This is a genomic window from Flavobacterium cheonhonense (assembly GCF_035671315.1).
GTDB lineage: Bacteria > Bacteroidota > Bacteroidia > Flavobacteriales > Flavobacteriaceae > Flavobacterium > Flavobacterium cheonhonense.
Genome location: NZ_JAXAVY010000001.1, coordinates 736228 through 758255, shown reverse-complemented (window position 1 = coordinate 758255; position 22028 = coordinate 736228). Strand labels below are relative to the sequence as shown.

The following is a 22028-nucleotide window of genomic DNA, read 5'->3' as shown; positions in this document are numbered from 1 at the left end:
TTTTAGATGCTTGTCAAAACCAAAGCCATTGTCATTTCTTCCCTAAAATATCAGGAAAAAAGCTTGATAGTAAAATGTTTTACGCAAAGCGATGGTTTAAAAAGCTATTTTGTCCCGAATGCTTTTTCAGCTAAAAAGTCAAACCAAAAAATTGCCTACTTCCAGCCTTTTACAGTCCTCGAAATTGAAGCCAATCACAAAAACAAAGGCACTTTAGAACATTTCAAAGAAATCAAACTGGCACACGCCTTCCAAACCATCAACACCGACATCATCAAAAGTACCATCGTTATTTTTCTCTCCGAAATGCTCCACCACAGCATACACGAAGAAGAAAAAAATGAGCGCTTGTTCACGTTCTTGGAAACGGCTTTGCTCTGGCTCGACACCCATGAAGAAACTTCTAATTTCCATTTGATTTTACTATTGGAAATCACCAAATTCTTGGGTTTCTATCCCGATACTTCCGAGATGGATTATCCCTTTTTTGAAGTGAAAGAAGGCTACTTTTCGCCCACTCTAGGTATTGGCTGCCTGCCCGAAAACGAAACCCGTTTATTCAAAAAATTAATCGATTTGAAATTCGACAGTCCGCAAAAAATATTTAGCGGTAACGAACGCCAACTCTTACTCAAAATCCTCTTAGACTACTATACTTTTCACTTAGTTGGCTTCAAAAAACCCAAATCGCTGGACGTTTTAAAAGAGGTTTTTGCTTAAAATTTTATGGGCGTTTCCCTTCGGGTAGTCAGCTTTTGCAAAGCCTCGTGTCCCTTTGGGCCGCGTCTTCCGCTACAATCTTTTTTAATCATACTATGGCAATTCAAGGAACTTTGGGCAAAAAAAGGATTTTCGCTCCAACCGCTAACGCAAAAACTCCCGTCTCATAACCCATAACTCACAACTATTTATTACTTTCGCAAACTGATTTAAGAAAACGATAAAAATGAGTACTAAGTTTACTGAATACAAAGGACTTGACCTGCCAACTGTAGCCTCAGAAGTTCTTGCATTTTGGAAAAAAAATAACGTCTTTGAACAGAGTGTCACTTCCCGTGAAGGTGCTACTCCTTATGTGTTTTTTGAAGGTCCGCCGTCGGCCAATGGCTTACCGGGAATTCACCACGTAATGGCGCGCACCATCAAGGATATTTTTTGTCGTTACAAAACTCAGAAAGGTTTCCAAGTCAAACGCAAAGCCGGCTGGGATACGCACGGTTTACCGGTTGAGCTAGGCACCGAAAAAGAATTAGGCATCACCAAAGAAGACATCGGCAAAACCATTTCGGTAACCGAATACAACGAAGCGTGTAAAAGAACCGTGATGCGCTACACCGATGTTTGGAACGACCTGACCGAAAAAATGGGGTATTGGGTAGATATGGAAGATCCGTATGTGACCTACAAATCCAAATACATGGAAACGGTTTGGTGGTTGCTTAAGCAAATTTACAACAAAGACTTACTCTATAAAGGCTACACCATTCAGCCATATTCGCCCAAAGCAGGAACAGGTTTGTCTTCGCACGAAGTGAATCAGCCGGGTTCTTATCGTGATGTAACCGATACGACGATAGTAGCGCAATTCAAAACCAAACCAGAAACTTTACCGAACTTTTTACAAGGCTTTGGCGATGTTCATATTTTGGCTTGGACAACCACGCCATGGACTTTACCAAGCAACACCGCTTTAACCGTTGGACCAAAAATTGACTACGTTTTAGTCAAAACGTTCAACCAATACACTTTTGAACCGGTAAATGTGATTCTGGCCAAGAACTTAGTCGGAAAACAATTCGGCGGTAAATATTTTGTTGCGGAAACAGAAGCTGATTTTGCGAATTACAAAGCCGAAGACAAAAAAATTCCATACCAAGTCTTAACCGAAGCCAAAGGTGCTGATTTAGTAGGCATCCGTTACGAACAATTATTGCCGTACACCTTGCCGTATCAAAATCCTGAAAATGCTTTCCGAGTGATTTCGGGCGATTTCGTCACTACTGAAGACGGAACCGGAATTGTACACACCGCGCCTACTTTCGGTGCCGATGACGCCAAAGTAGCCAAAGAAGCTACTCCGGAAGTACCGCCTATGTTGGTGTTAGACGAAAACGGCAATCCTGTTCCTTTAGTAGATTTGCAAGGGAAATTTGTAGCCCAAATGGGTGATTTCGCCGGAAAATATGTCAAAAACGAATACTACAATGAAGGCGAAGCGCCTGAAAAATCAGTCGACGTAGAAATCGCCATTCGTTTAAAAGAAGAAAACAAAGCCTTTAAGGTTGAAAAATACGTACACAGTTATCCGCATTGTTGGAGAACCGACAAACCTATTCTATACTATCCGCTGGATTCTTGGTTCATTAAAGTAACCGAAATCAAAGACCGCATGTTTGACCTTAACGATACCATCAACTGGAAGCCAAAAGCAACCGGAGAAGGTCGTTTCGGAAACTGGTTGAAAAATGCCAACGACTGGAACTTATCGCGCTCCCGATATTGGGGTATTCCGTTGCCAATTTGGAGAAGCGAAGACGGCACCGAAGAAATGCTTATCGGTTCGGTAGAAGAATTGTACACTGAAATCGAGAAAGCAGTCGCAGCCGGTTTCCAAACTGAAAATCCGTATAAAGGATTCCAAATCGGCGACATGAGCGAAGCCAATTATGACTTAGTGGATTTGCACAAAAATGTGGTAGACAACATTATATTGGTATCGCCATCCGGCCAACCAATGAAACGCGAATCCGATTTGATTGATGTGTGGTTCGACTCGGGTGCCATGCCTTATGCACAATGGCATTATCCGTTTGAAAATCGCGAATTAATCGACGATAACAAAGCCTTCCCGGCCGATTTTATCGCGGAAGGTGTTGATCAAACCCGCGGTTGGTTCTATACGCTTCACGCCATCGGAACCTTGGTTTTTGATAAAATCGCTTATAAAAATGTAGTGTCAAACGGTTTGGTATTGGACAAAAACGGACAAAAAATGTCGAAACGTTTGGGCAATGCTGTGGATCCGTTTGAAACCTTAAAAGAATATGGTCCCGATGCTACGCGTTGGTATATGATATCGAATGCCAATCCGTGGGACAACTTGAAATTTGACATCGAAGGTGTGGCGGAAGTACGCCGTAAGTTCTTCGGAACACTTTACAACACCTACTCTTTCTTCAGCTTGTATGCCAATATCGACGGATTTAAATATGCCGAAGCCGAAGTACCGTTGAACGAAAGACCGGAAATTGACCGTTGGATTTTATCGGAACTGCATACGTTAATCCAAACAGTTGATGAAGCTTATGCGGATTACGAACCGACAAAAGCCGCCAGAGCGATCTCGGATTTTGTACAAGAAAATTTGAGCAATTGGTACGTACGTCTATGCCGTCGCAGATTCTGGAAAGGCGAATACGGAACAGATAAAATTGCCGCTTATCAAACCTTGTACACTTGTTTGGTTACTGTAGCTAAATTATCGGCTCCGATTGCGCCGTTTTTTATGGATCAACTTTACAGAGACTTAACGCAGGCAACACATACGGAGGAATTTGAATCGGTACATTTGGCAAAATTCCCGGTAATGGTTGAAAACTTTGTTGATAAATCGTTAGAGAGTAAAATGTGGAAAGCCCAAACGGTTTCGTCCTTGGTTTTATCGCTCCGCAAAAAGGAAATGATTAAAGTGCGCCAACCGTTGCAAAAGGTAATGATACCAATACTTGACGAGACTCAGCGTGCTGAAATTGAAGCGGTTTCCGACCTGATAAAAGCCGAAGTAAACGTTAAAGAAATCGAACTTTTAGACGATGCTTCAGGCGTATTGGTAAAGCAAATTAAACCTAATTTTAAGGCTTTAGGCCCGCGTTTCGGAAAAGACATGGGATTGATTTCCAAAGAGATACAAAGTTTTACCCAAGAGCAAATCAACGAATTAGATGCTAAAGGCGAACTAACGCTTGTAATTTCAGGAAAAAGTATAACTTTATCATTAGAAGATGTTGAGATTTCCTCTCAAGATATTCCGGGTTGGTTGGTAGCCAATGCAAACGGCATCACTGTTGCTTTAGACATTACCCTAACCGAAGCGTTGAAAAACGAAGGTATTGCGAGAGAATTGGTAAACCGCATCCAAAACATCAGAAAGGACAGCGGCTTTGAAGTGACCGACAAGATTAAAGTGCAATTGCAACACCATCCGGTTTTAGCGCAAGCCATTAAAGAAAATGAAAACTATATCAAATCGGAGACATTAACCGAGAGTTTGGTTTTAGAGAATGAGATTACCGAAGGTTCTGAAATAGAATTTGATGAGATAAAAACAAGAATATTAATTTCTAAATAATTACGTAACGATTATGGTAGAAGAAAAATTAAGATACTCAGATGCTGATTTGGCAGAGTTCAAGGAAATTATTTTAGCAAAGATTGAAAAAGCAAAAGCCGATTTAGACTTGATAAAAAGTGCTTATATGAACGATTTGAATAACGGTACCGATGATACATCGCCAACGTTCAAAGCGTTTGAAGAAGGCAGCGAAACCATGTCGAAAGAAGCCAACTCGCAATTGGCCATTCGTCAGGAAAAATTCATCCGCGATTTGAAAAATGCTTTGTTCCGTGTTGAAAACAAAACGTATGGTGTTTGTAAAGTGACCGGAAAATTGATTTCGAAAGAGCGCTTGAAAATTGTACCTCATGCGACTATGAGTATCGAAGCCAAAAATTTACAACGATAAATCAAACCATCTTATCATAAAAAAGCCCCGAAATTCGGGGCTTTTTTTATAAGGTAATCTGACTTAACTGGATCAACGAAAAATTCGGACCGTAGCTGTATTGCGTAATGGTGTTATCGCCTACCGTAATTAAATGTGAGGCGAGCGGAATCACATCTTTTACATTATTAGCATAACTGTTTTCCAAAACCAAACCGGCACTGTTGGCGGCGTTAAAAATCTTTAAACCATCGGTACCGCAACCTACATATAAAACCCCATTTTTAATGCCCAATCCGTAAGGCTCGTTTAATAAATAAGTCGATAATAAAGTCGGATTGGCAATATCGGTTACGTCGATTACATTAATTTGGTCTTCAATCGCACCGCAACTTGAACCGCCACGTACCGTAATGTAAGCGGTATTACCAAAAACCACTACCGGATCACAAGCCGTAGCATGAGCAAAACCGGACACAAAATACGGATTGAACTCGTCTTCAGCATCAACAGTGTACATTCCGGTTGTTGAACCTACAAATAAAATATCTTTTTGGATAAACAGCGTCTCAAATTCACCGCCACCAAACCATTGTGTCATGTAAACTTCTTTATCGAAAAAAGCAGCAGCCGGATCGGCTATATTAAACACATTCAATTTATAAGAATCTATGGTATACAAAGCATTATTGTTAATTTGAAAACGAGCATAAGAACCGCCAATGCCAATATTCCCGCCATTAGCACTTTCAAAACCGGCTAAAGCATCGTTGGCCAAAACAATTTCTTGTCCTTGAGGTCTGTTTCTCATTTCGACAGTAAATCCGGTGATAATCTCGTCCTGACCCGGTTCTGCCGTGTAATCATAATACTCTGCATCTTCAGGATATTCCGGGAAAAAAGCAATCGAATTTGGCACAGTACGAACCAAAGTTATGTTTTGGATGTTACTGATGTCAAACACCAACAAATCCACAAAATTGTCGGCAAACAGGTAATTCCCTTTTACCGCTATATCGTGCACACCGGCCAAATTAATGAAGGCGATGTTCTGCGGCGCACTCGGATTGGTATTGTCAAAAACATGCACACCGGATTCTTTTGCAATGTAAAACAAATAGTTTTCGGCGACATAAATTTTACCGTTGGATTGGGTAGCTCGGGCAGTGGTTACCGAAACATTACTTCTGATTTCGGCTAATGATTTTACGGTAGGTACGGCAAATTTGGCCAAACCTCCATTGTCGTCATCTTGATCACAAGACATTGTGAATAGTGCCAATGTAAAAAACAAGGCTGCATAAAACTTTCTCATAAGGTTTATTGTATTGGTTTTCATTTTAGGGATGAAAAAATGGTGTTTAGGTTGCTTTTTAGGGTAAAAATAAACAATCTTTCGTTGGTAGCGTTAAAATGTATCAGATGAGTTGACTAACAAATAAAATATTCTGCTTTTTGTGTAATAATATTGCTATTTTTGCGCCATTAAAACCCTAAGAATGTCGTTAAGAAACTCTATTCTAATCATTGCCATCGTTTTATTGGTTGATCAATTTGTTAAGATATACATCAAAACCAATTTCTTTTACGGAGATGCCAGCCAAATTGACGTTACCGGTTGGTTTAAAATATTGCTCATCGAAAACGAAGGAATGGCTTGGGGAACTAAAATTCCTGGCGAATACGGGAAATTAATTCTGACCAGTTTCCGAATTTTAGCCATCTGTGGAATCGGATATTGGTTGTATGACGCCAGTACCAAACACAGTTCAAGATACTTGATGGTGGCCATCGCGCTTATCTTTGCCGGTGCTGCCGGGAATATCATCGACTCGGTATTTTACGGGGTTATTTTTGACGAAAGCACTCGTTACCATATAGCTACTTTTTCACCCGATCAACCATACGGGACTTGGTTTCATGGTAAAGTAGTTGACATGTTATACTTCCCGATTTACGAAGGCACATTTCCGGAATGGTTGCCTATTTGGGGCGGAGAACCTTTTAAGTTTTTCAATGCCATTTTCAACATAGCCGATATGGCCATTTCTACCGGTGTCGGGATATTGATTGTCTTCAATAAAAAAGCTTTTGCTAAGAAGACGTCCTTGGGAACTTATGAATAGTTTCGGGCGTTACACAATAATCTAATCGAATATCGTTAGGTGATACATCGGTTATATTTTCTTCAGGTTCAAAAAACGAGAAACCAACTTTGATGACCTCTTCCTTGCATTGCGACAAAAATTTATCGTAAAAACCCTTGCCGTAACCTACTCGATTTCCGTTACTGTCATAAGCCATTAAAGGCACAAACACTACATCCAGCTTGCTTGGCGGCACTTCAATACCATCTACAGGCTCAAAAATATTGTACTGGTTTTTTTGGAATTTGGTATTGTCGGTCAACAAAAAATGAGTCATTGCCAAAGTGTCAAAATTGCTCTTAGCCACCACAATCTCTTTGTCTTTTCCGGCTAAAATTTGCAATACAAATTCAGTGTCTACTTCCTTTTGCTCTTCAATGGTCAGGAACAAATGAAAATAGGTATTCTCCCAAATGTCTAATTGTAATAATCGATTGGCAATCGCCAGACTTTGATCTTCAATTTGTGCTTCGGAAAGCTGTTGTCTAAGTGCTTTGTATTTTTTGCGTAAGTCTTTTTTAAACATAGGTAGTGGCCATCAAATCTTCTATAAAAGTAGTCAAATGTTCTACTTCTACGTGATCCATCAACACAATTTTGTACCATTGGTTATTTTCATCGTGTTGTTGTGGCACTAAACCATATTTCTCAGCTATTTTTATCGGAATGTACTCGGCTTTGATGGTCACTATATTCATAAACGGCTCACGGAAATATTGGATTTGCATAGCGTTTAGTTGGTTACACAAAAACTGTGTCCTCATTTGCAAGACGCTCACTTTTTCAAACCAACCGTTTGGCCCATAAGTGAACAAAATCATCCAAACCGCTACCGCATTGGCGCCGCTTCGACTGCCACAAAGGGTTAAATCCATGCCTTCAACGTATTCCGCTTCTTTGGTCAGTACGTTTTCAATGTAGCCTTTTCGGCAAATAAAAACACCCGTTCCGTAAGGCGCTTGCAACATTTTGTGTGCGTCTATGGTGATGGAACTGATTTTTGGGTTACTAAAATTAATCACTGATTGCTGATTACTGAACGGATAGACAAATCCGCCGTATGCACCGTCTATATGGAGCTTGTAATGCAAGTTATGTTTTTCAAAAACAGCGATATAATCTTCCGGATTGTCTACCGAACCAAACATGGTAGTTCCCATATTGGAAACCGCAAGGAAATATTTTTTACCGTTGTTATTGGCATTCAGAATTATCTGTTCCAATTGAACTTTATCAATGGCACGCGTATTAAAATCAACCGGAATTTTAAGCCAATCCAACTGCAGCAAATTAGCCGCTTTCGGAATCGAATAATGCGTATCTTCTGAAGCTACTATCGCTATTTCATCGGCTTTGGCATCATAATTATTCATGTAATAATTGCGGAACATCCAAATCGCTTGGATATTGGCTTCGGTACCGCCGGGCGAAATATAACCATCGAACGCGTTCGGTTCGGCTTTAAAAATATCTACCGCTATAACACGCAACACTTCCCGCTCAATCTCGTGTGTTCCGTTAAAAGCTTTTTCCGAAGTCCCAAAAGTGTGACAACCAATATTATTCGGATTGGCTACATAGGTTTGCAAAATGGGCGCGTCTTTCAAAAAAGGCGCATCGTCATTAAACACTATACCGTCTAATTTAGAGGCCGGATAACCCAAAGAAGTGTCTTTTGAAAAGTTGACGTTATCTTGCAAAGCCCTTGCTATACGCTCTTTTCTTTGCTCGTTGGTAAGCTTTTTCCAGTATTTCATCCTAAAAATTTTGACAAAGCTAACCCTTCGCACACAAAAAAAACATGATAAATGTTAGGCTACAGAGTTCTTGTATTTACGGCAATTTCCGTTAACTTTGTTGGTATGGAAACGCCTTCTATTGAACTGCAATTGCAAACTTTGCCCGACAGTCCGGGTGTGTATCAGTATTACGACGCAGCCGGTAAAATTTTATACGTCGGCAAAGCCAAAAACCTCAAAAAAAGGGTTTCCTCGTATTTTCATAAAGTCCATGACAATGCCAAGACCAATGTGTTGGTTCGGAAAATTGTGGAAATCAAGCACATCGTTGTCGCTTCCGAAGCCGATGCCCTATTGTTAGAAAACAACCTCATCAAAAAACTGCAACCGCGCTATAATGTGTTGCTTAAGGACGACAAAACCTATCCTTGGATTTGCATCAAAAAAGAACCTTTCTCCAGAATATTTCCCACGCGCAGAATGGTGAAAGACGGCTCGGAATATTTTGGCCCTTACACCAATTTCAAAACCGTCAATACCATTTTGGATATGATTGCAGCATTGTATCCGTTGCGGACTTGCAATTACGATTTATCCAATGCCAATATACAATCGGGGAAATACAAGGTTTGCTTGGAATACCATATCGGCAACTGCAAAGGACCGTGTGAAGGGTATGAATCGTTGGAACATTACCAAAAACAAGTAGACGCTATTCGCGAAATTCTGAAAGGCAATTTTAAAGACAGTTTGCGCGATTTTAAAAAAATGATGTTGGAATTGGCTGCGGATATGAAATTTGAAGCTGCCCAAAAAATCAAAGAAAAAATTGAGGTTTTAGAAAACTACCAATCGCGTTCCACCATTTTAAATCCGAAAATTTCCAACGTAGATGTTTTTTCTATCGTTTCGGATGAATCGATGGCTTATGTGAACTTTCTTCAAATTGCACACGGCGCGATTATCCGTTCGCATACGATGGAAATCAAAAAGAAACTCGACGAAACCGATGAAGAATTATTGGAATTGGCTGTGGTTGAATTGCGAGAGCGTTTTCACTTAACTTCCAAAGAAATTATCCTACCGTTCGAGCTCGATTTCGGAGATAAAATAAAAGTCACCGTACCGCAACTCGGTGACAAAAAACAAATCCTCGAACTCTCGCAACGCAACGCCAAATACCAACGTTTGGAACAATTAAAGCAGATGCAAATTGTAGATCCCGAACGCCATACCAACCGCATTATGGCGCAAATGCAAAAAGACCTGCGATTGCCCACAGAACCGCGACACATTGAATGTTTTGACAACTCGAACATTCAGGGAACCAATCCGGTTTCGGCTTGCGTGGTTTTTAAAGACGGGAAGCCGAGCAAGAAAGATTACCGTCACTTCAACATCAAAACCGTGGAAGGTCCGAACGACTTTGCTTCGATGGAAGAAGTGGTGTATCGTCGATACAAACGCTTACTAGACGAAAATCAAGCGTTGCCGCAACTTATCATTATTGACGGCGGCAAAGGCCAATTGTCATCGGCACTCAAAAGCTTAGACGAATTGGGTTTACGCGGAAAAATTGCCATTATCGGTATTGCCAAACGACTGGAAGAGCTGTTTTATCCCGGAGATTCGGTACCATTGTACTTGGATAAAAAATCGGAAACCTTAAAAATCATCCAACATTTACGAAACGAAGCGCACCGTTTCGGGATTACGCACCATCGGGACAAACGCAGCAAATCGGCTTTGCAAACCTCTATGGAAACCATCCCCGGAATTGGCGAAAAAACCATGTTGGCATTACTAAAACATTTCAAAAGTGTTAAAAGATTACAATTAGCCACAGAAAAAGAAATTTCTGAGGTTATTGGTACCTCAAAAGCCAAAAAAATTTCCGAATTTTACAACATCGGGAAATCCTAACCTTTTTTTATGAAAAAAATTACACTGCTGCTTCTTGGACTCTTTTTTCTTCAAGTCAGTGTGGCGCAAGATTCAACACAAACCAAAAGACCTAAAATTGGTTTGGTTTTGAGTGGCGGCGGTGCTAAGGGATTTGCCCATATAGGTGTTTTGAAAGTATTGGAAGAAGCCGGCGTTAAAATTGATTACATTGGCGGAACCAGTATGGGCGCAGTAGTCGGCGGATTGTATGCTTCCGGTTACAGCGCGACGCAAATCGATTCCATTTTTTACAACACTGATTTCGACGAATTATTGCAAGATTACATTCCGCGTTCTTCTAAAAGTTTTTACGAAAAGCGAAACGACGAAATGTATGCGCTGACTTTGCCTTTTCACAAATTCAAAATCGGAATTCCCATTGCGCTTTCCAAAGGGATGTACAACTATAATTTATTGTCGAAATTAACGCATAAAGTCCGCCATATCCGAGAATTCGACAAATTGCCGATTCCGTTTTTGTGTGTAGCCACCGATATAGAAACCGGCGAAGGAATTCTTTTAAAAGAAGGCTATTTAGCGCAAGCATTATTGGCCAGTTCTGCGTTTCCATCCTTATTTTCACCGGTGGAAATAGACGGAAGAGTATTGATTGACGGTGGTGTCGTGAATAATTATCCTGCGGAAGAAGTCAGAAAAATGGGCGCCGACATCATTATTGGCGTTGACGTTCAAGATGATTTGAAAAACCGAGATGCTTTAAAAGATGCTACCCGAATTTTGGTGCAAATTACCAACTTGGACATGATTAAAAGCATGAACGAGAAAAAGAAAATCACCGATATTTACATCAAACCGGACATTTCCAATTATGGTGTAATCTCTTTCAATGAAGGAAAAGCGATCATCCAAAAAGGAGAAATTGCCGCCATGTTAGAGATTGATAAAATTAAAAAGTTGGTCAATCCGGCAGAAAAATATGTGTTGAACCAACATCCGGTTAAAAGCGACTCGCTGTTCATCAAAAGCATTAGTCTTAACCGTTTGGAGAATTACACTCGTGCATACATTTTGGGAAAACTGCGATTTAAAAACGGTAAAAAAATCAGTTATGAGGATTTAAAAACCGGCGTAAATAATATCAATGCTACGCAAAACTTCAGTCGCATCAGTTATACCATCGAACCTTATCAAGGTGCAGACGAATTGAAATTGAATCTCACCGAAAACCATACTAAAACGTTTTTAAAATTCGGATTGCACTACGACGGTTTGTACAAAAGTGCTTTGCTGACTAACATCACGCAGAAAAAATCGCTCTTCAAAAACGATGTGGTTTCTTTGGATTTGGGATTAGGCGATAACATTCGCTATAACTTAGATTATTACATTGACAACGGATTTTACTGGAGTTTCGGATTAAAATCGAGATACAACAAATTCAACAGAAACGTGTCAACCGACTTTCGAGACGGTGCCATTTTAGGCCAATTGGGCTTGAACAGCATCAATATCGACTTTTCGGATTTTACCAATCAAGCCTACATGCAAACCGTTTTTATGCAAAAATTCTTAATTGGCGGCGGAGTAGAATTAAAAAATATTAAAATCAAATCGGACAACTTAGGCACCGTGAATCCGGTTTTTGAAAATAGTCTTTACACCAGTATTTTTGGATATATGAAATTCGACTCCTTCGACAACAAATTGTTTCCTAAAAAAGGATGGTTTTTGTCGGGCGATATTCAATCGTTTTTGTATTCTTCAGATTACACCCGAGAATTCAATCGCTTTTCTATTGCCAAAGGAGAAATTGGCTTTGTAAAATCATTCCATAAAAAAGTAACATTAAAAGTACAATCTGAACTCGGATTTACTATAGGAAATGACAGTGTTCACTTTTTTGATTTCGTTTTAGGCGGATACGGCTTTAACACCATCAATAATTTCAAGCATTTTTATGGGTATGACTTTTTGAGTTTATCAGCCGACAGTTACATCAAATCCTGCTTTACCGTTGACTACGAATTCTACAAAAAAAATCACTTCAATTTTGCCGCCAACTATGCCAACATTTCCGACGATTTATTCAGAACCGGGAATTGGCTTTCTAAACCAACCTACAACGGTTATGCAGTTGGCTATGCCTTGGAATCGGTTATCGGTCCGGTAGAAGTAAAATACACTTGGTCGCCGGAATTGAACCGTGGCTTTACCTTTATCAGTGTCGGATTTTGGTTCTGATAGCCAATCAAACATCAAAAATTATATTTTTGTGATTTTTGAAACAGAAAAAACTATATTTGGAATCTATTAACTAAACCAAACTATTTATGTCAATTTGGAGAGTAAAACCTGTGGCTGCTTTTGAAGCAGACATGAAAAAAAACGATTTAAAAAGAGTATTGACAAAATGGGGATTGACCTCATTGGGTATCGGAGCCATCATTGGTGGTGGTATTTTCACGCTAACCGGTATTGCAGCCCATGATTATGCCGGACCGGCCTTGGCTTTGTCCTTTGTAATCGCAGGTATCGGCTGTTTATTTGCTTCCCTTTGTTACGCCGAATTCGCTTCGGTACTTCCTGTGGAAGGTTCTGCTTATGCTTATGCCTATGGTACTGTGGGAGAGCTTTTTGCTTGGTTCATCGGTTGGAACTTAATCCTGGAATACATGATGGGCGCTACCACTGTAGCAGTAGCATGGAGCGGCTACTTTGTCAAACTGCTCCATTTGTTTGGGATTGATTTCCCGATTTGGTTGTGCAACGATTTAACAACGGCCACTGAGAAATATGCAGAATTAGGACAAGGCGCTCCCAGCTTTGCCTTTAATTTACCCGCCTTTTTAATCACTTGGGTGGTAACTTACATTTTGGTGAAAGGCATTAAAGAAGCTGCTAAAACCAACAATATCATTGTAATCATTAAAGTCGCTGTGGTTTTGTTTGTGATTATTGCCGGTGCCTTTTACATCGACACTGCCAATTGGCAACCATTTATCCCGACTGAAAAAACTATAATCATTGATGGCGTAGAAAAAGTGAGCTTTGGTTTCGGAGGTGTTTTAACAGCAGCTACTATCGTATTTTTCGCTTACATCGGTTTTGATGCGGTTTCTACCCAAGCCGGTGAAGCCATTAACCCTAAGAAAGATGTGCCGTTTGCTATTGTAGCTTCGCTAATCATTTGTACTGTATTGTACATCTTGGTTTCATTAGTTTTAACCGGTATGGTACCTTATGACCAATTGGACAAATCAGCTCCGGTAGCTTCTGCTTTCAGTGAAAACGGAATCACTTGGGCCGTGTTCATCATCACCCTTGCAGCTACTGCCGGATTGACCAGCGTAATGTTGGTAATGATGTTGGGACAAACCAGAATCTTCTTAGGAATGGCCAAAGACGGTTTGTTGCCTAACTTCTTCAAAACCTTACATCCTACTTTTAAAACTCCACACAAAAGCACAATATTAGTAGGTGGTATCATTTCCATTGTGGCGGCTTTGACACCAATCAACAAGGTAAGCGAAATGTGTTCTATGGGAACTTTACTAGCTTTTGCCATGGTTTGTGTAGCGGTAATGATTTTAAGAGTGAAAAAACCGGAATTGGAAAGACCTTATAAAACTCCGGCAGTTTACTTAGTAGGAACTTTAGGAGTAGCTTTCAATTTGTTTTTGATGTACTTTGTACGAAAGGAAACTTGGATTGCGTTCATCGTTTGGGGAATCATCGGAATCACCGTTTACTTCCTCTACAGTAAGAGAAAATCAAACCTCAACCAACTTTAATAAAAGAAATCCAAATTCAGAAAAAGAATTTGGATTTTTTTTTCAGATATTTGTGTAGTAAAAAATCATTTTATGATCATAATTTTAGCCATTCTTGCCGCTTTTGGCATGGGAATCATTGTCGGTAAAAATTTAAAAAACAATTAGATTTTGAACTATGACTGTGACGTGGCAAGGTTTATTAGCGTATTTAAAATTCCTCATCAAGAGAAATCCTGAGTGATTTGAAGCAATGTATCAATTATACAATGTAACAATAAACCCATTGTTACATTTAACATTGTTTAATTAAAACATTACAGTTATGCCTTTATATCATAAACTGGGAAATATCCCTCACAAAAGACACATTATTTTTCGCAAACCTAATGGCGATTTGTATTACGAGCAGTTGTTCGGTACAGTAGGCTTTGACGGAATGTCGACCAACTCCTATCACGAGCACCGTCCGACACAAGTAAAAGAAATTAGAAACCAATACAGCGTGGCACCCAAAATTGCCAAAGCCAACAACATCCAATCGTATCGCCTTCGTGGATTTCAAGTAAATCCTGAAAACGACTTTTTGGAAAGCCGTAAAATCGTCTTAACCAACTCGGATTGTCACATCGTTTTGGCCGCACCGAAACAATCGACTACTGACTATTTCTATAAAAATACCGATTCCGATGAAATGATTTTCATCCACAAAGGTTCCGGAAAATTGAGAACCATGTTGGGTAATATCGATTTCAAATACGGGGATTATTTGATTATTCCTCGTGGTATCATTTACAAAATAGATTTCGACACCGAAGACAATCGCTTGTTCATCGTAGAATCACATCGCCCTATTTACACTCCGAAACGTTATAGAAACTGGTTCGGACAATTGTTAGAACACTCTCCTTTTTGTGAACGCGATATTCGCCGTCCATACGAACTGGAAACTTATGACGAAAAAGGCGAGTTTGTCATCAAAGTAAAGAAAAAAGACGAAATTTTCGATATGGTTTATGCCACACATCCATTCGATGTCATAGGATACGACGGCTACAACTATCCGTATGCGTTTTCTATACACGACTTTGAGCCACTAACCGGTAGAATACACCAACCGCCTCCGGTACACCAAACTTTCGAGACCGATGCTTTTGTGGTTTGTTCTTTTGTGCCGCGTTTGTACGATTACCATCCTGAAGCCATTCCGGCACCTTACAACCACAGCAACATCGACTCTGACGAAGTACTGTACTATGTTGACGGTGATTTTATGAGCCGAAATGATATTGAAGCCGGACACATCTCGCTTCACCCGGCAGGTATTCCGCATGGTCCGCATCCCGGAGCTGCTGAGAGAAGTATCGGTAAAAAAGATACTCAGGAATTGGCCGTAATGGTAGATACTTTCAAACCCTTAATGGTAACAGAAGAAGCCATGAAAATTGCCGATGATAAATATTACCAATCCTGGTTAGAATAAAACAAACACAACTTTAGGTAACTCCATTACCTCTTTAAAATACAATATTATGTCACAAGAAATCAAATCCGTAGAATACGGTTTAGAAAAAATATTTGAAGGAGCGCAAGACTTCCTTCCGTTGTTAGGAACAGATTACGTAGAATTTTATGTTGGTAATGCTAAACAAGCGGCCCATTTCTACAAAACAGCTTTCGGATTCCAATCATTGGCTTATGCCGGATTAGAAACCGGAATGCGAGACAGGGCTTCCTATGTTTTGAAGCAAGATAAAATTCGTTTGGTTTTAACCACTGCTTTGAACAGCGATTCTCCTATTGGTGAACATGTAAAAAAACACGGCGACGGCGTAAAAATTATTGCCCTTTGGGTAGAAGACGCCCGAGCTGCCTTTGCAGAAACTACCAAAAGAGGCGCCAAAGTATACATGGAACCGACCGTTGAAAAAGACGAACACGGTGAAGTAGTTCGTGCCGGAATTTACACTTACGGCGAAACCGTACACATGTTTGTAGAACGCAAAAACTACAATGGGACTTTCCTACCGGGTTACCAAGAATGGAAATCCGACTACAATCCGACGCCGGTTGGTTTGAAATATGTAGACCATATGGTGGGCAATGTAGGTTGGAACGAGATGAACACTTGGGTAAAATGGTACGAAGATGTAATGGGATTTGTAAACTTCCTTTCATTCGACGACAAACAAATTACCACTGAATATTCTGCTTTAATGTCGAAAGTAATGAGCAACGGCAACGGAAGAATCAAATTCCCTATCAACGAACCGGCCGAAGGCAAGAAAAAATCGCAAATTGAAGAATACTTAGATTTTTACGAAGGCGCCGGAGTGCAACATATTGCTGTGGCCACTGATGATATTATCAAAACCGTAGCCGAAATGAGAGCACGTGGTATTGAGTTCTTAACTACGCCGCCACAAGCCTACTATGATGCTATCCCGGAACGGTTAAAAGATCACATGAATAAGTTCAAAGAAGACATTAACGAACTGCAAAAATTAGGGATTATGATTGATGCAGACGACGAGGGTTATCTGTTACAAATTTTTACCCGACCGGTAGAAGACCGTCCAACTTTGTTCTTTGAAATCATCCAAAGAATGGGTGCTCGTGGTTTTGGAGCCGGAAACTTCAAAGCTTTATTTGAATCTATCGAAAGGGAGCAAATGTTGCGAGGAACGTTATAAAAACTCGTTTTTGTTAAAAATAATTTAAAAATAAGACCGAAAAAAGACCATATTTTATTAAATTATTGTTAAAGTTGGCTTTTTGCTTGTAATATCGTAACGCCTTAGGCTATCTTTGCAGGACAAAAATAGAGGGGTGGTTCCCTCGCATTTTGGATAAATTTTCATAATTTATAGTTTTTTGGTTGGTTAATAGCATAAAAACTCAGTCATTAATTTGACTGGGTTTTTTTGTTTTAATACTTTTGGAACAGATATTGTAATCGCAGTATAAAATTCAATTCGAAATGAAAAAATACTTATTCCTGTTATTGCTTTTTATTACTGTGAGTTTCAATACCCAAAAACCGGAAGCTTATGATACTGGTGAATGGTTCAAATTCCGAATCCACTATGGCTTTATCAATGCCGGATACGCAACCTTGGAATTAAAAGAAGCCGTTCGAGACAACAAAAAAGTGTACCACGCTATTGGCAAAGGATATACTGTCGGAATGTCGCGTTTTTTCTTTAAAGTGGATGACAATTACGAAAGCTACTTCGATAAAGCCACCAACAAACCTTACCAATTTGTTCGAAAAATTGACGAAGGCGGTTACACCAAAAACCAAGAAGGATTCTTCAATCAGGCGACCAACAAAATCTTAGTTAAAAACTATAAGAACAATACCGAGAAAACATTTCAGGTTACCGAGAATGTACAAGATATCGTTTCAACGTTCTATTTCCTTAGAAACCATCCGAATATCGACAAACTCAAACCGGGAGAATCCATTGTAGTAGATATGTTTTTTGATGATGAAATATATAAATTCAAATTAAAGTTCTTGGGCAGAGAAGAATTAAAAACTAAATTTGGTACCGCACAAACCATGATATTCAGACCTTTGGTTCAATCCGGAAGGGTTTTTAAAGAAGAAGAAAGTCTAACCGTCTGGATATCCGATGATGAAAACAAAATACCATTGCGCATTAAAGCCAGTTTGGCTGTTGGTTCTCTTAAAGCCGATTTAGAAGGATTCAAAGGACTCAAAAATCCGTTTATGGTGAAATTGAAAAAATAATGAACAACAAAACAACAAACTACCACGAAGTTCTCTCCGATTTAGAAGAAAAGTTTGAGGCCATAAATCAAAAAACCGAAACCCATCTCGAAGGCTTACTTTGGGCCAAACCCATTACTTATTGGGACTACATCCAAACTGATGCCTTGCTGAATTTGCAAACACAAAGAACGGTATTACCCGACGAAATGGTATTTATCATGTACCATCAAGTTAATGAGTTGTTGTTCAAAATGATACTATGGGAAATCAAACAATTGTGTCATACTGAAAAACCGGAAACTGCATTTTTCACGGAAAAACTACGAAGAATCAGCCGCTATTTCGACATGTTGACCACTTCGTTTGACATCATGGGAGACGGAATGGAAGTAGCACAATACATGAAATTCCGCAACACACTTACGCCGGCCAGCGGTTTTCAAAGTGCACAATACCGCTTAATTGAATTCTCCTCGACCGATTTAATCAACTTAATCGATTATCGCTTCCGAGCTACCATCGACAGAAACACGCCTTACTCTCACGCGTTCGAACACTTGTATTGGCAAGCGGCGGGAAAAGATTACCAAACCGGAGAAAAGTCGTATCTGATTTTAGAATTCGAAAGAAAATACCGCGAGGAATTTCTTCGATACATGGAAGAGTACAATACCATCAACATCTGGCAAAAATTCAAACAACTTCCGGGAGAAGACCAACAAAATCCTGAGTTGGTTAAAGCCATGCGCCATTACGATTACACTGTGAATATCACTTGGGTAATGGGTCATTTGAATGCCGCCAAAAAATACATCGAAAGCGGACAAGGTTCCGGAGAAGCCACCGGCGGAAGCGATTGGAAAAAATACATGCATCCGAAATACCAACGCCGCATCTTTTTTCCGGAATTATGGTCTGAAGAAGAATTAAAAAACTGGGGAGAAGGATTGTAATATGAAGTTAAAAATCTTTCGAATTGTCTTTGCAGTGCTTATGCTCACTTCTTTTGTGGTTTCTTGTGACCAATCAAAAGAAGAAGCCTTTGTGGAAGAAAAGCCAAAACCTAAGTTAATTGATTTTGGTTTTAATCTGCACGATTTTAACGTAGTAAACGATACTGTAAAATCAGGTGATACTTTCGGAAGCCTACTCCAAAAACAAAACCTTAACGGTAAACAAGTTTATGATATTGTTGCTCAAGTAAAAGATACTTTTGATGTAAGATCCATCCGAATCGGGAAACCTTATACCATCTTGAGAAGCAAAAACAGAACACACAAAATTCAGTATTTCATCTACCAACCGGATAAGATAAACTACTATGTGATTGATTTGAGAGATTCGGTTTCAGCCTACCAAAAAACGCGCCCTTTAACGTTCAAAACCCGAACTATTGCAGGCGCTTTAAACGGTTCCTTGTCCGAAACCTTGGCCAACGAAAAAGTAGATCCTGCATTAGCGGCTAAAATTGCCAAAATCTATGCTTGGTCCATCGACTTCTTCAAACTCCAAAAAGGCGATAAATTCGGATTGACCTTCACTGAACGCTACATCAACGACACAGTTTATGATGGTGTCGACAGTTTAAAGGCTTCCTTCTTTGAATACAAAGGCAAAAAAATATACGCCTTTCCTTTCTCTCCCGACGGCAGTTCCAAAAAGCAACAATACTTCGACGAAGAAGGGAAAACGCTTAAAAACTTTTTCTTGAAAGCGCCTTTAAAGTTTGTCAACATTACATCGCGTTATTCCAAAAGCCGATTCCATCCGGTTCAAAAAAGATGGAAAGCCCACAACGGAACAGATTATGCGGCGCCAACCGGAACGCCTATCATGACTACCGCTGCCGGGGTTGTAGAACAAGCCGGTTATACGACCGGAAACGGGAATTTTGTTAAAGTAAAACACGATCGAACCTATTCGACACAATACTTACACATGTCTAAAATTTTGGTAAAACGCGGCCAAAGAGTTACCCAAGGACAAATTATCGGAAAAGTGGGCAGTACCGGTTTAGCTACCGGACCACATGTGTGTTATCGCTTTTGGAAAAACGGCGTACAAGTAGATGCTTTGCGTTTAAAATTGCCCACCTCTACTCCAATGGAAGCCAAATACAAACAACAATTTTTGGAACAAATCAAACCGCTCAAAAAGGTATTGGACAGCACCGCCGAACTCAAATTCAGAAGATAATTTACTTTTTTTACTTACTACAACGTTAGCGTAAAAGGCCACCTCTTTTTTTACCAATCTATATTTGTAAATTTGTGCTTCAAATGTAAAAAAATGGCATTAGCACAAATCAATCCGACAATTACGGGAGCTTGGGAAAAACTCACCCAACATCATGCACAAATCAGCAACACTTCCTTAAAGGAAATGTTTGCCAACGATTCGCAAAGAGCGGAAAAATTTCATATCCAATGGCAAGATTTTTTAGTCGATTATTCTAAAAACATACTCAACCAAGAGACCATCAACTTATTATTGGATTTGGCTAAGGAAGTAAAACTCGAGGAAGCCATCAGCCAATATTTTGGGGGTGATGCTATCAACCAAACCGAAAACAGAGCGGTATTGCACACCGCCTTGCGTTCGCCGGAAAACCAAGTGGTTTTGGTAGACGGAGAAAACGTAATGCCGGAAGTTTTTGCTGTTAAAAACAAAATCAAAGCGTTCTCCAATGAAGTGATTTCTGGACAACGAAAAGGATTTACCGGAAAACCATTCACCGATGTAGTGAACATTGGAATTGGCGGTTCCGACCTTGGTCCAGCTATGGTGGTGGAAGCGTTGCAATTCTACAAAAACCATTTAAACGTTCATTTTGTATCTAACGTTGATGGTGATCAAGTAAACGAAATCATCAAAAAACTCAATCCGGAAACGACACTTTTTGTCATCGCTTCCAAAACGTTTACCACACAAGAAACCTTGTCAAATGCGGAGACCATTCGAGCTTGGTTCTTGCAGTCAGCATCACAAGAAGATGTGGCCAAACATTTCGTTGCGGTTTCCACTAACATTCAAAAAGTAACCGAGTTCGGTATTAATCCCGACAATATTTTCCCTATGTGGGATTGGGTTGGCGGACGTTTTTCGCTTTGGAGTGCCGTAGGTTTATCCATCAGCTTAGCCGTTGGATTCGAGCACTTTGACGCATTATTAGCCGGCGCTCACGAAATGGACAATCATTTCAAAACCGAATCTTTCGACAAAAACATACCGGTAATTTTGGCCTTGTTGACCATTTGGTACAACAACTTTTTCGGTGCCGAGAGCGAAGCCTTGATTCCGTACACCCAATACCTACAAAAGTTAGCGCCATATTTGCAACAAGGCATCATGGAAAGCAACGGAAAAAGTGTAGGTCGCGATGGCAAGCCGGTCAATTACCAAACCGGAACCATTATTTGGGGCGAACCGGGAACCAACTCACAACATGCCTTTTTCCAATTGATTCACCAAGGTACCAAATTGATTCCTACTGATTTTATCGGATTTGTAAAACCTTTATACGGGAACGAAGACCATCACAATAAATTGATGTCAAACTTCTTCGCTCAAACCGAAGCTTTACTCAACGGTAAAACCGAAAGTCAGGTTAGAGCCGAATTTGAACAACAAAACATCACAGGTGACAAGGCAGAATACCTTTTACCGTTTAAAGTATTTACCGGCAACAAGCCAACCAACACCATTTTAATCGACAAGCTAACGCCAAAATCATTAGGATCATTAATTGCTTTATACGAACATAAGATTTTTGTACAAGGCGTAATCTGGAATATTTTCAGTTACGACCAATGGGGCGTTGAGTTAGGGAAACAATTGGCCAACTCTATCTTAGACGAAATCCATTCGGGAACCGTTAAAAACCACGACAATTCAACCGAATTCTTACTAAAGCATTTTTTGAAAAACAAATAGCCTTAAACAAAAGTTAATCATACCTCATTTTTTCTTAATATTTTCTTAACGGCCGAGTTTGTTTAAAATTGAAC

The 22028-nt window shown here is 39.8% G+C and carries 16 protein-coding genes; 13 read left to right on the top strand and 3 right to left on the bottom strand.

Annotation, left to right across the window (positions count from 1 at the left end):
* Positions 1-6: 6 nt before the first annotated feature.
* The 3 genes from recO (at position 7) to SK086_RS03340 (ending at position 4742) form a co-directional block, all read left to right on the top strand.
* Positions 7-720: a DNA repair protein RecO gene (gene recO / locus SK086_RS03350; RefSeq protein WP_324689770.1), complete on the top strand. Its 714-nt coding sequence runs from the start codon at positions 7-9 to the stop codon at positions 718-720.
* A gap of 226 nt (positions 721-946) precedes the next feature.
* Positions 947-4348: an isoleucine--tRNA ligase gene (gene ileS / locus SK086_RS03345; RefSeq protein ID WP_324689768.1), complete on the top strand. Its 3402-nt coding sequence runs from the start codon at positions 947-949 to the stop codon at positions 4346-4348.
* Positions 4349-4361: 13 nt separating this feature from the next.
* Complete coding sequence (locus SK086_RS03340; RefSeq protein WP_121312043.1) at positions 4362-4742, top strand: TraR/DksA family transcriptional regulator; 381 nt, start codon at positions 4362-4364, stop codon at positions 4740-4742.
* A 46-nt stretch (positions 4743-4788) separates the two neighbouring features.
* Here SK086_RS03340 and SK086_RS03335 read toward each other — a convergent pair whose 3' ends face one another.
* A complete protein-coding gene (locus SK086_RS03335) occupies positions 4789-6036 on the bottom strand; it encodes an LVIVD repeat-containing protein (protein ID WP_324689765.1) in 1248 nt (415 codons plus the stop codon).
* A 184-nt stretch (positions 6037-6220) separates the two neighbouring features.
* Here SK086_RS03335 and SK086_RS03330 point away from each other — a divergent pair, with 184 nt between their 5' ends.
* The gene (locus tag SK086_RS03330; protein ID WP_324689764.1) at positions 6221-6847 is read left to right on the top strand and encodes a lipoprotein signal peptidase; all 627 of its coding nucleotides are present in this window, start codon (positions 6221-6223) and stop codon (positions 6845-6847) included.
* On the opposite strand, the gene SK086_RS03325 is transcribed toward SK086_RS03330, so the two are convergent.
* Complete coding sequence (locus SK086_RS03325) at positions 6816-7394, bottom strand: 5-formyltetrahydrofolate cyclo-ligase (protein ID WP_324689762.1); 579 nt, start codon at positions 7392-7394, stop codon at positions 6816-6818. The genes SK086_RS03330 and SK086_RS03325 overlap by 32 nt on opposite strands.
* The gene (locus SK086_RS03320; RefSeq protein ID WP_324689760.1) at positions 7387-8625 is read right to left on the bottom strand and encodes a pyridoxal-dependent decarboxylase; all 1239 of its coding nucleotides are present in this window, start codon (positions 8623-8625) and stop codon (positions 7387-7389) included. The genes SK086_RS03325 and SK086_RS03320 overlap by 8 nt, the downstream gene beginning before the upstream one ends.
* Positions 8626-8730: 105 nt before the next feature.
* Here SK086_RS03320 and uvrC point away from each other — a divergent pair, with 105 nt between their 5' ends.
* From uvrC to pgi, 9 genes are all read left to right on the top strand, one after another.
* Positions 8731-10530, top strand: coding sequence for an excinuclease ABC subunit UvrC (gene uvrC / locus SK086_RS03315; RefSeq protein ID WP_324690441.1), 1800 nt, complete (start codon positions 8731-8733; stop codon positions 10528-10530).
* A gap of 9 nt (positions 10531-10539) precedes the next feature.
* Positions 10540-12753, top strand: coding sequence for a patatin-like phospholipase family protein (locus SK086_RS03310; RefSeq protein WP_324689758.1), 2214 nt, complete (start codon positions 10540-10542; stop codon positions 12751-12753).
* Between the two features lie 89 nt (positions 12754-12842).
* Positions 12843-14303 carry an APC family permease gene (locus SK086_RS03305; RefSeq protein WP_324689756.1) on the top strand — a complete coding sequence of 487 codons (1461 nt, stop codon included), beginning with the start codon at positions 12843-12845 and terminating at the stop codon, positions 14301-14303.
* Positions 14304-14607: 304 nt separating this feature from the next.
* Entirely contained in the window at positions 14608-15765 is a 1158-nt protein-coding gene (locus SK086_RS03300) for a homogentisate 1,2-dioxygenase (RefSeq protein WP_324689754.1), read from the top strand.
* A 49-nt stretch (positions 15766-15814) separates the two neighbouring features.
* Positions 15815-16975: a 4-hydroxyphenylpyruvate dioxygenase gene (gene hppD / locus SK086_RS03295; protein WP_290873719.1), complete on the top strand. Its 1161-nt coding sequence runs from the start codon at positions 15815-15817 to the stop codon at positions 16973-16975.
* A 287-nt stretch (positions 16976-17262) separates the two neighbouring features.
* The gene (locus tag SK086_RS03290; protein WP_324689750.1) at positions 17263-18039 is read left to right on the top strand and encodes a DUF3108 domain-containing protein; all 777 of its coding nucleotides are present in this window, start codon (positions 17263-17265) and stop codon (positions 18037-18039) included.
* On the top strand, positions 18039-18974 hold the full coding sequence (locus SK086_RS03285; protein WP_324689748.1) for a tryptophan 2,3-dioxygenase family protein: 936 nt from the start codon (positions 18039-18041) through the stop codon (positions 18972-18974). The genes SK086_RS03290 and SK086_RS03285 overlap by 1 nt, the downstream gene beginning before the upstream one ends.
* 1 nt (position 18975) lies before the next feature.
* A complete protein-coding gene (locus tag SK086_RS03280) occupies positions 18976-20217 on the top strand; it encodes a M23 family metallopeptidase (RefSeq protein WP_324689746.1) in 1242 nt (413 codons plus the stop codon).
* Positions 20218-20310: 93 nt separating this feature from the next.
* Positions 20311-21954, top strand: a complete 1644-nt coding sequence (gene pgi, locus SK086_RS03275; protein ID WP_324689744.1) for a glucose-6-phosphate isomerase — start codon at positions 20311-20313, stop codon at positions 21952-21954.
* Positions 21955-22028: the final 74 nt, after the last annotated feature.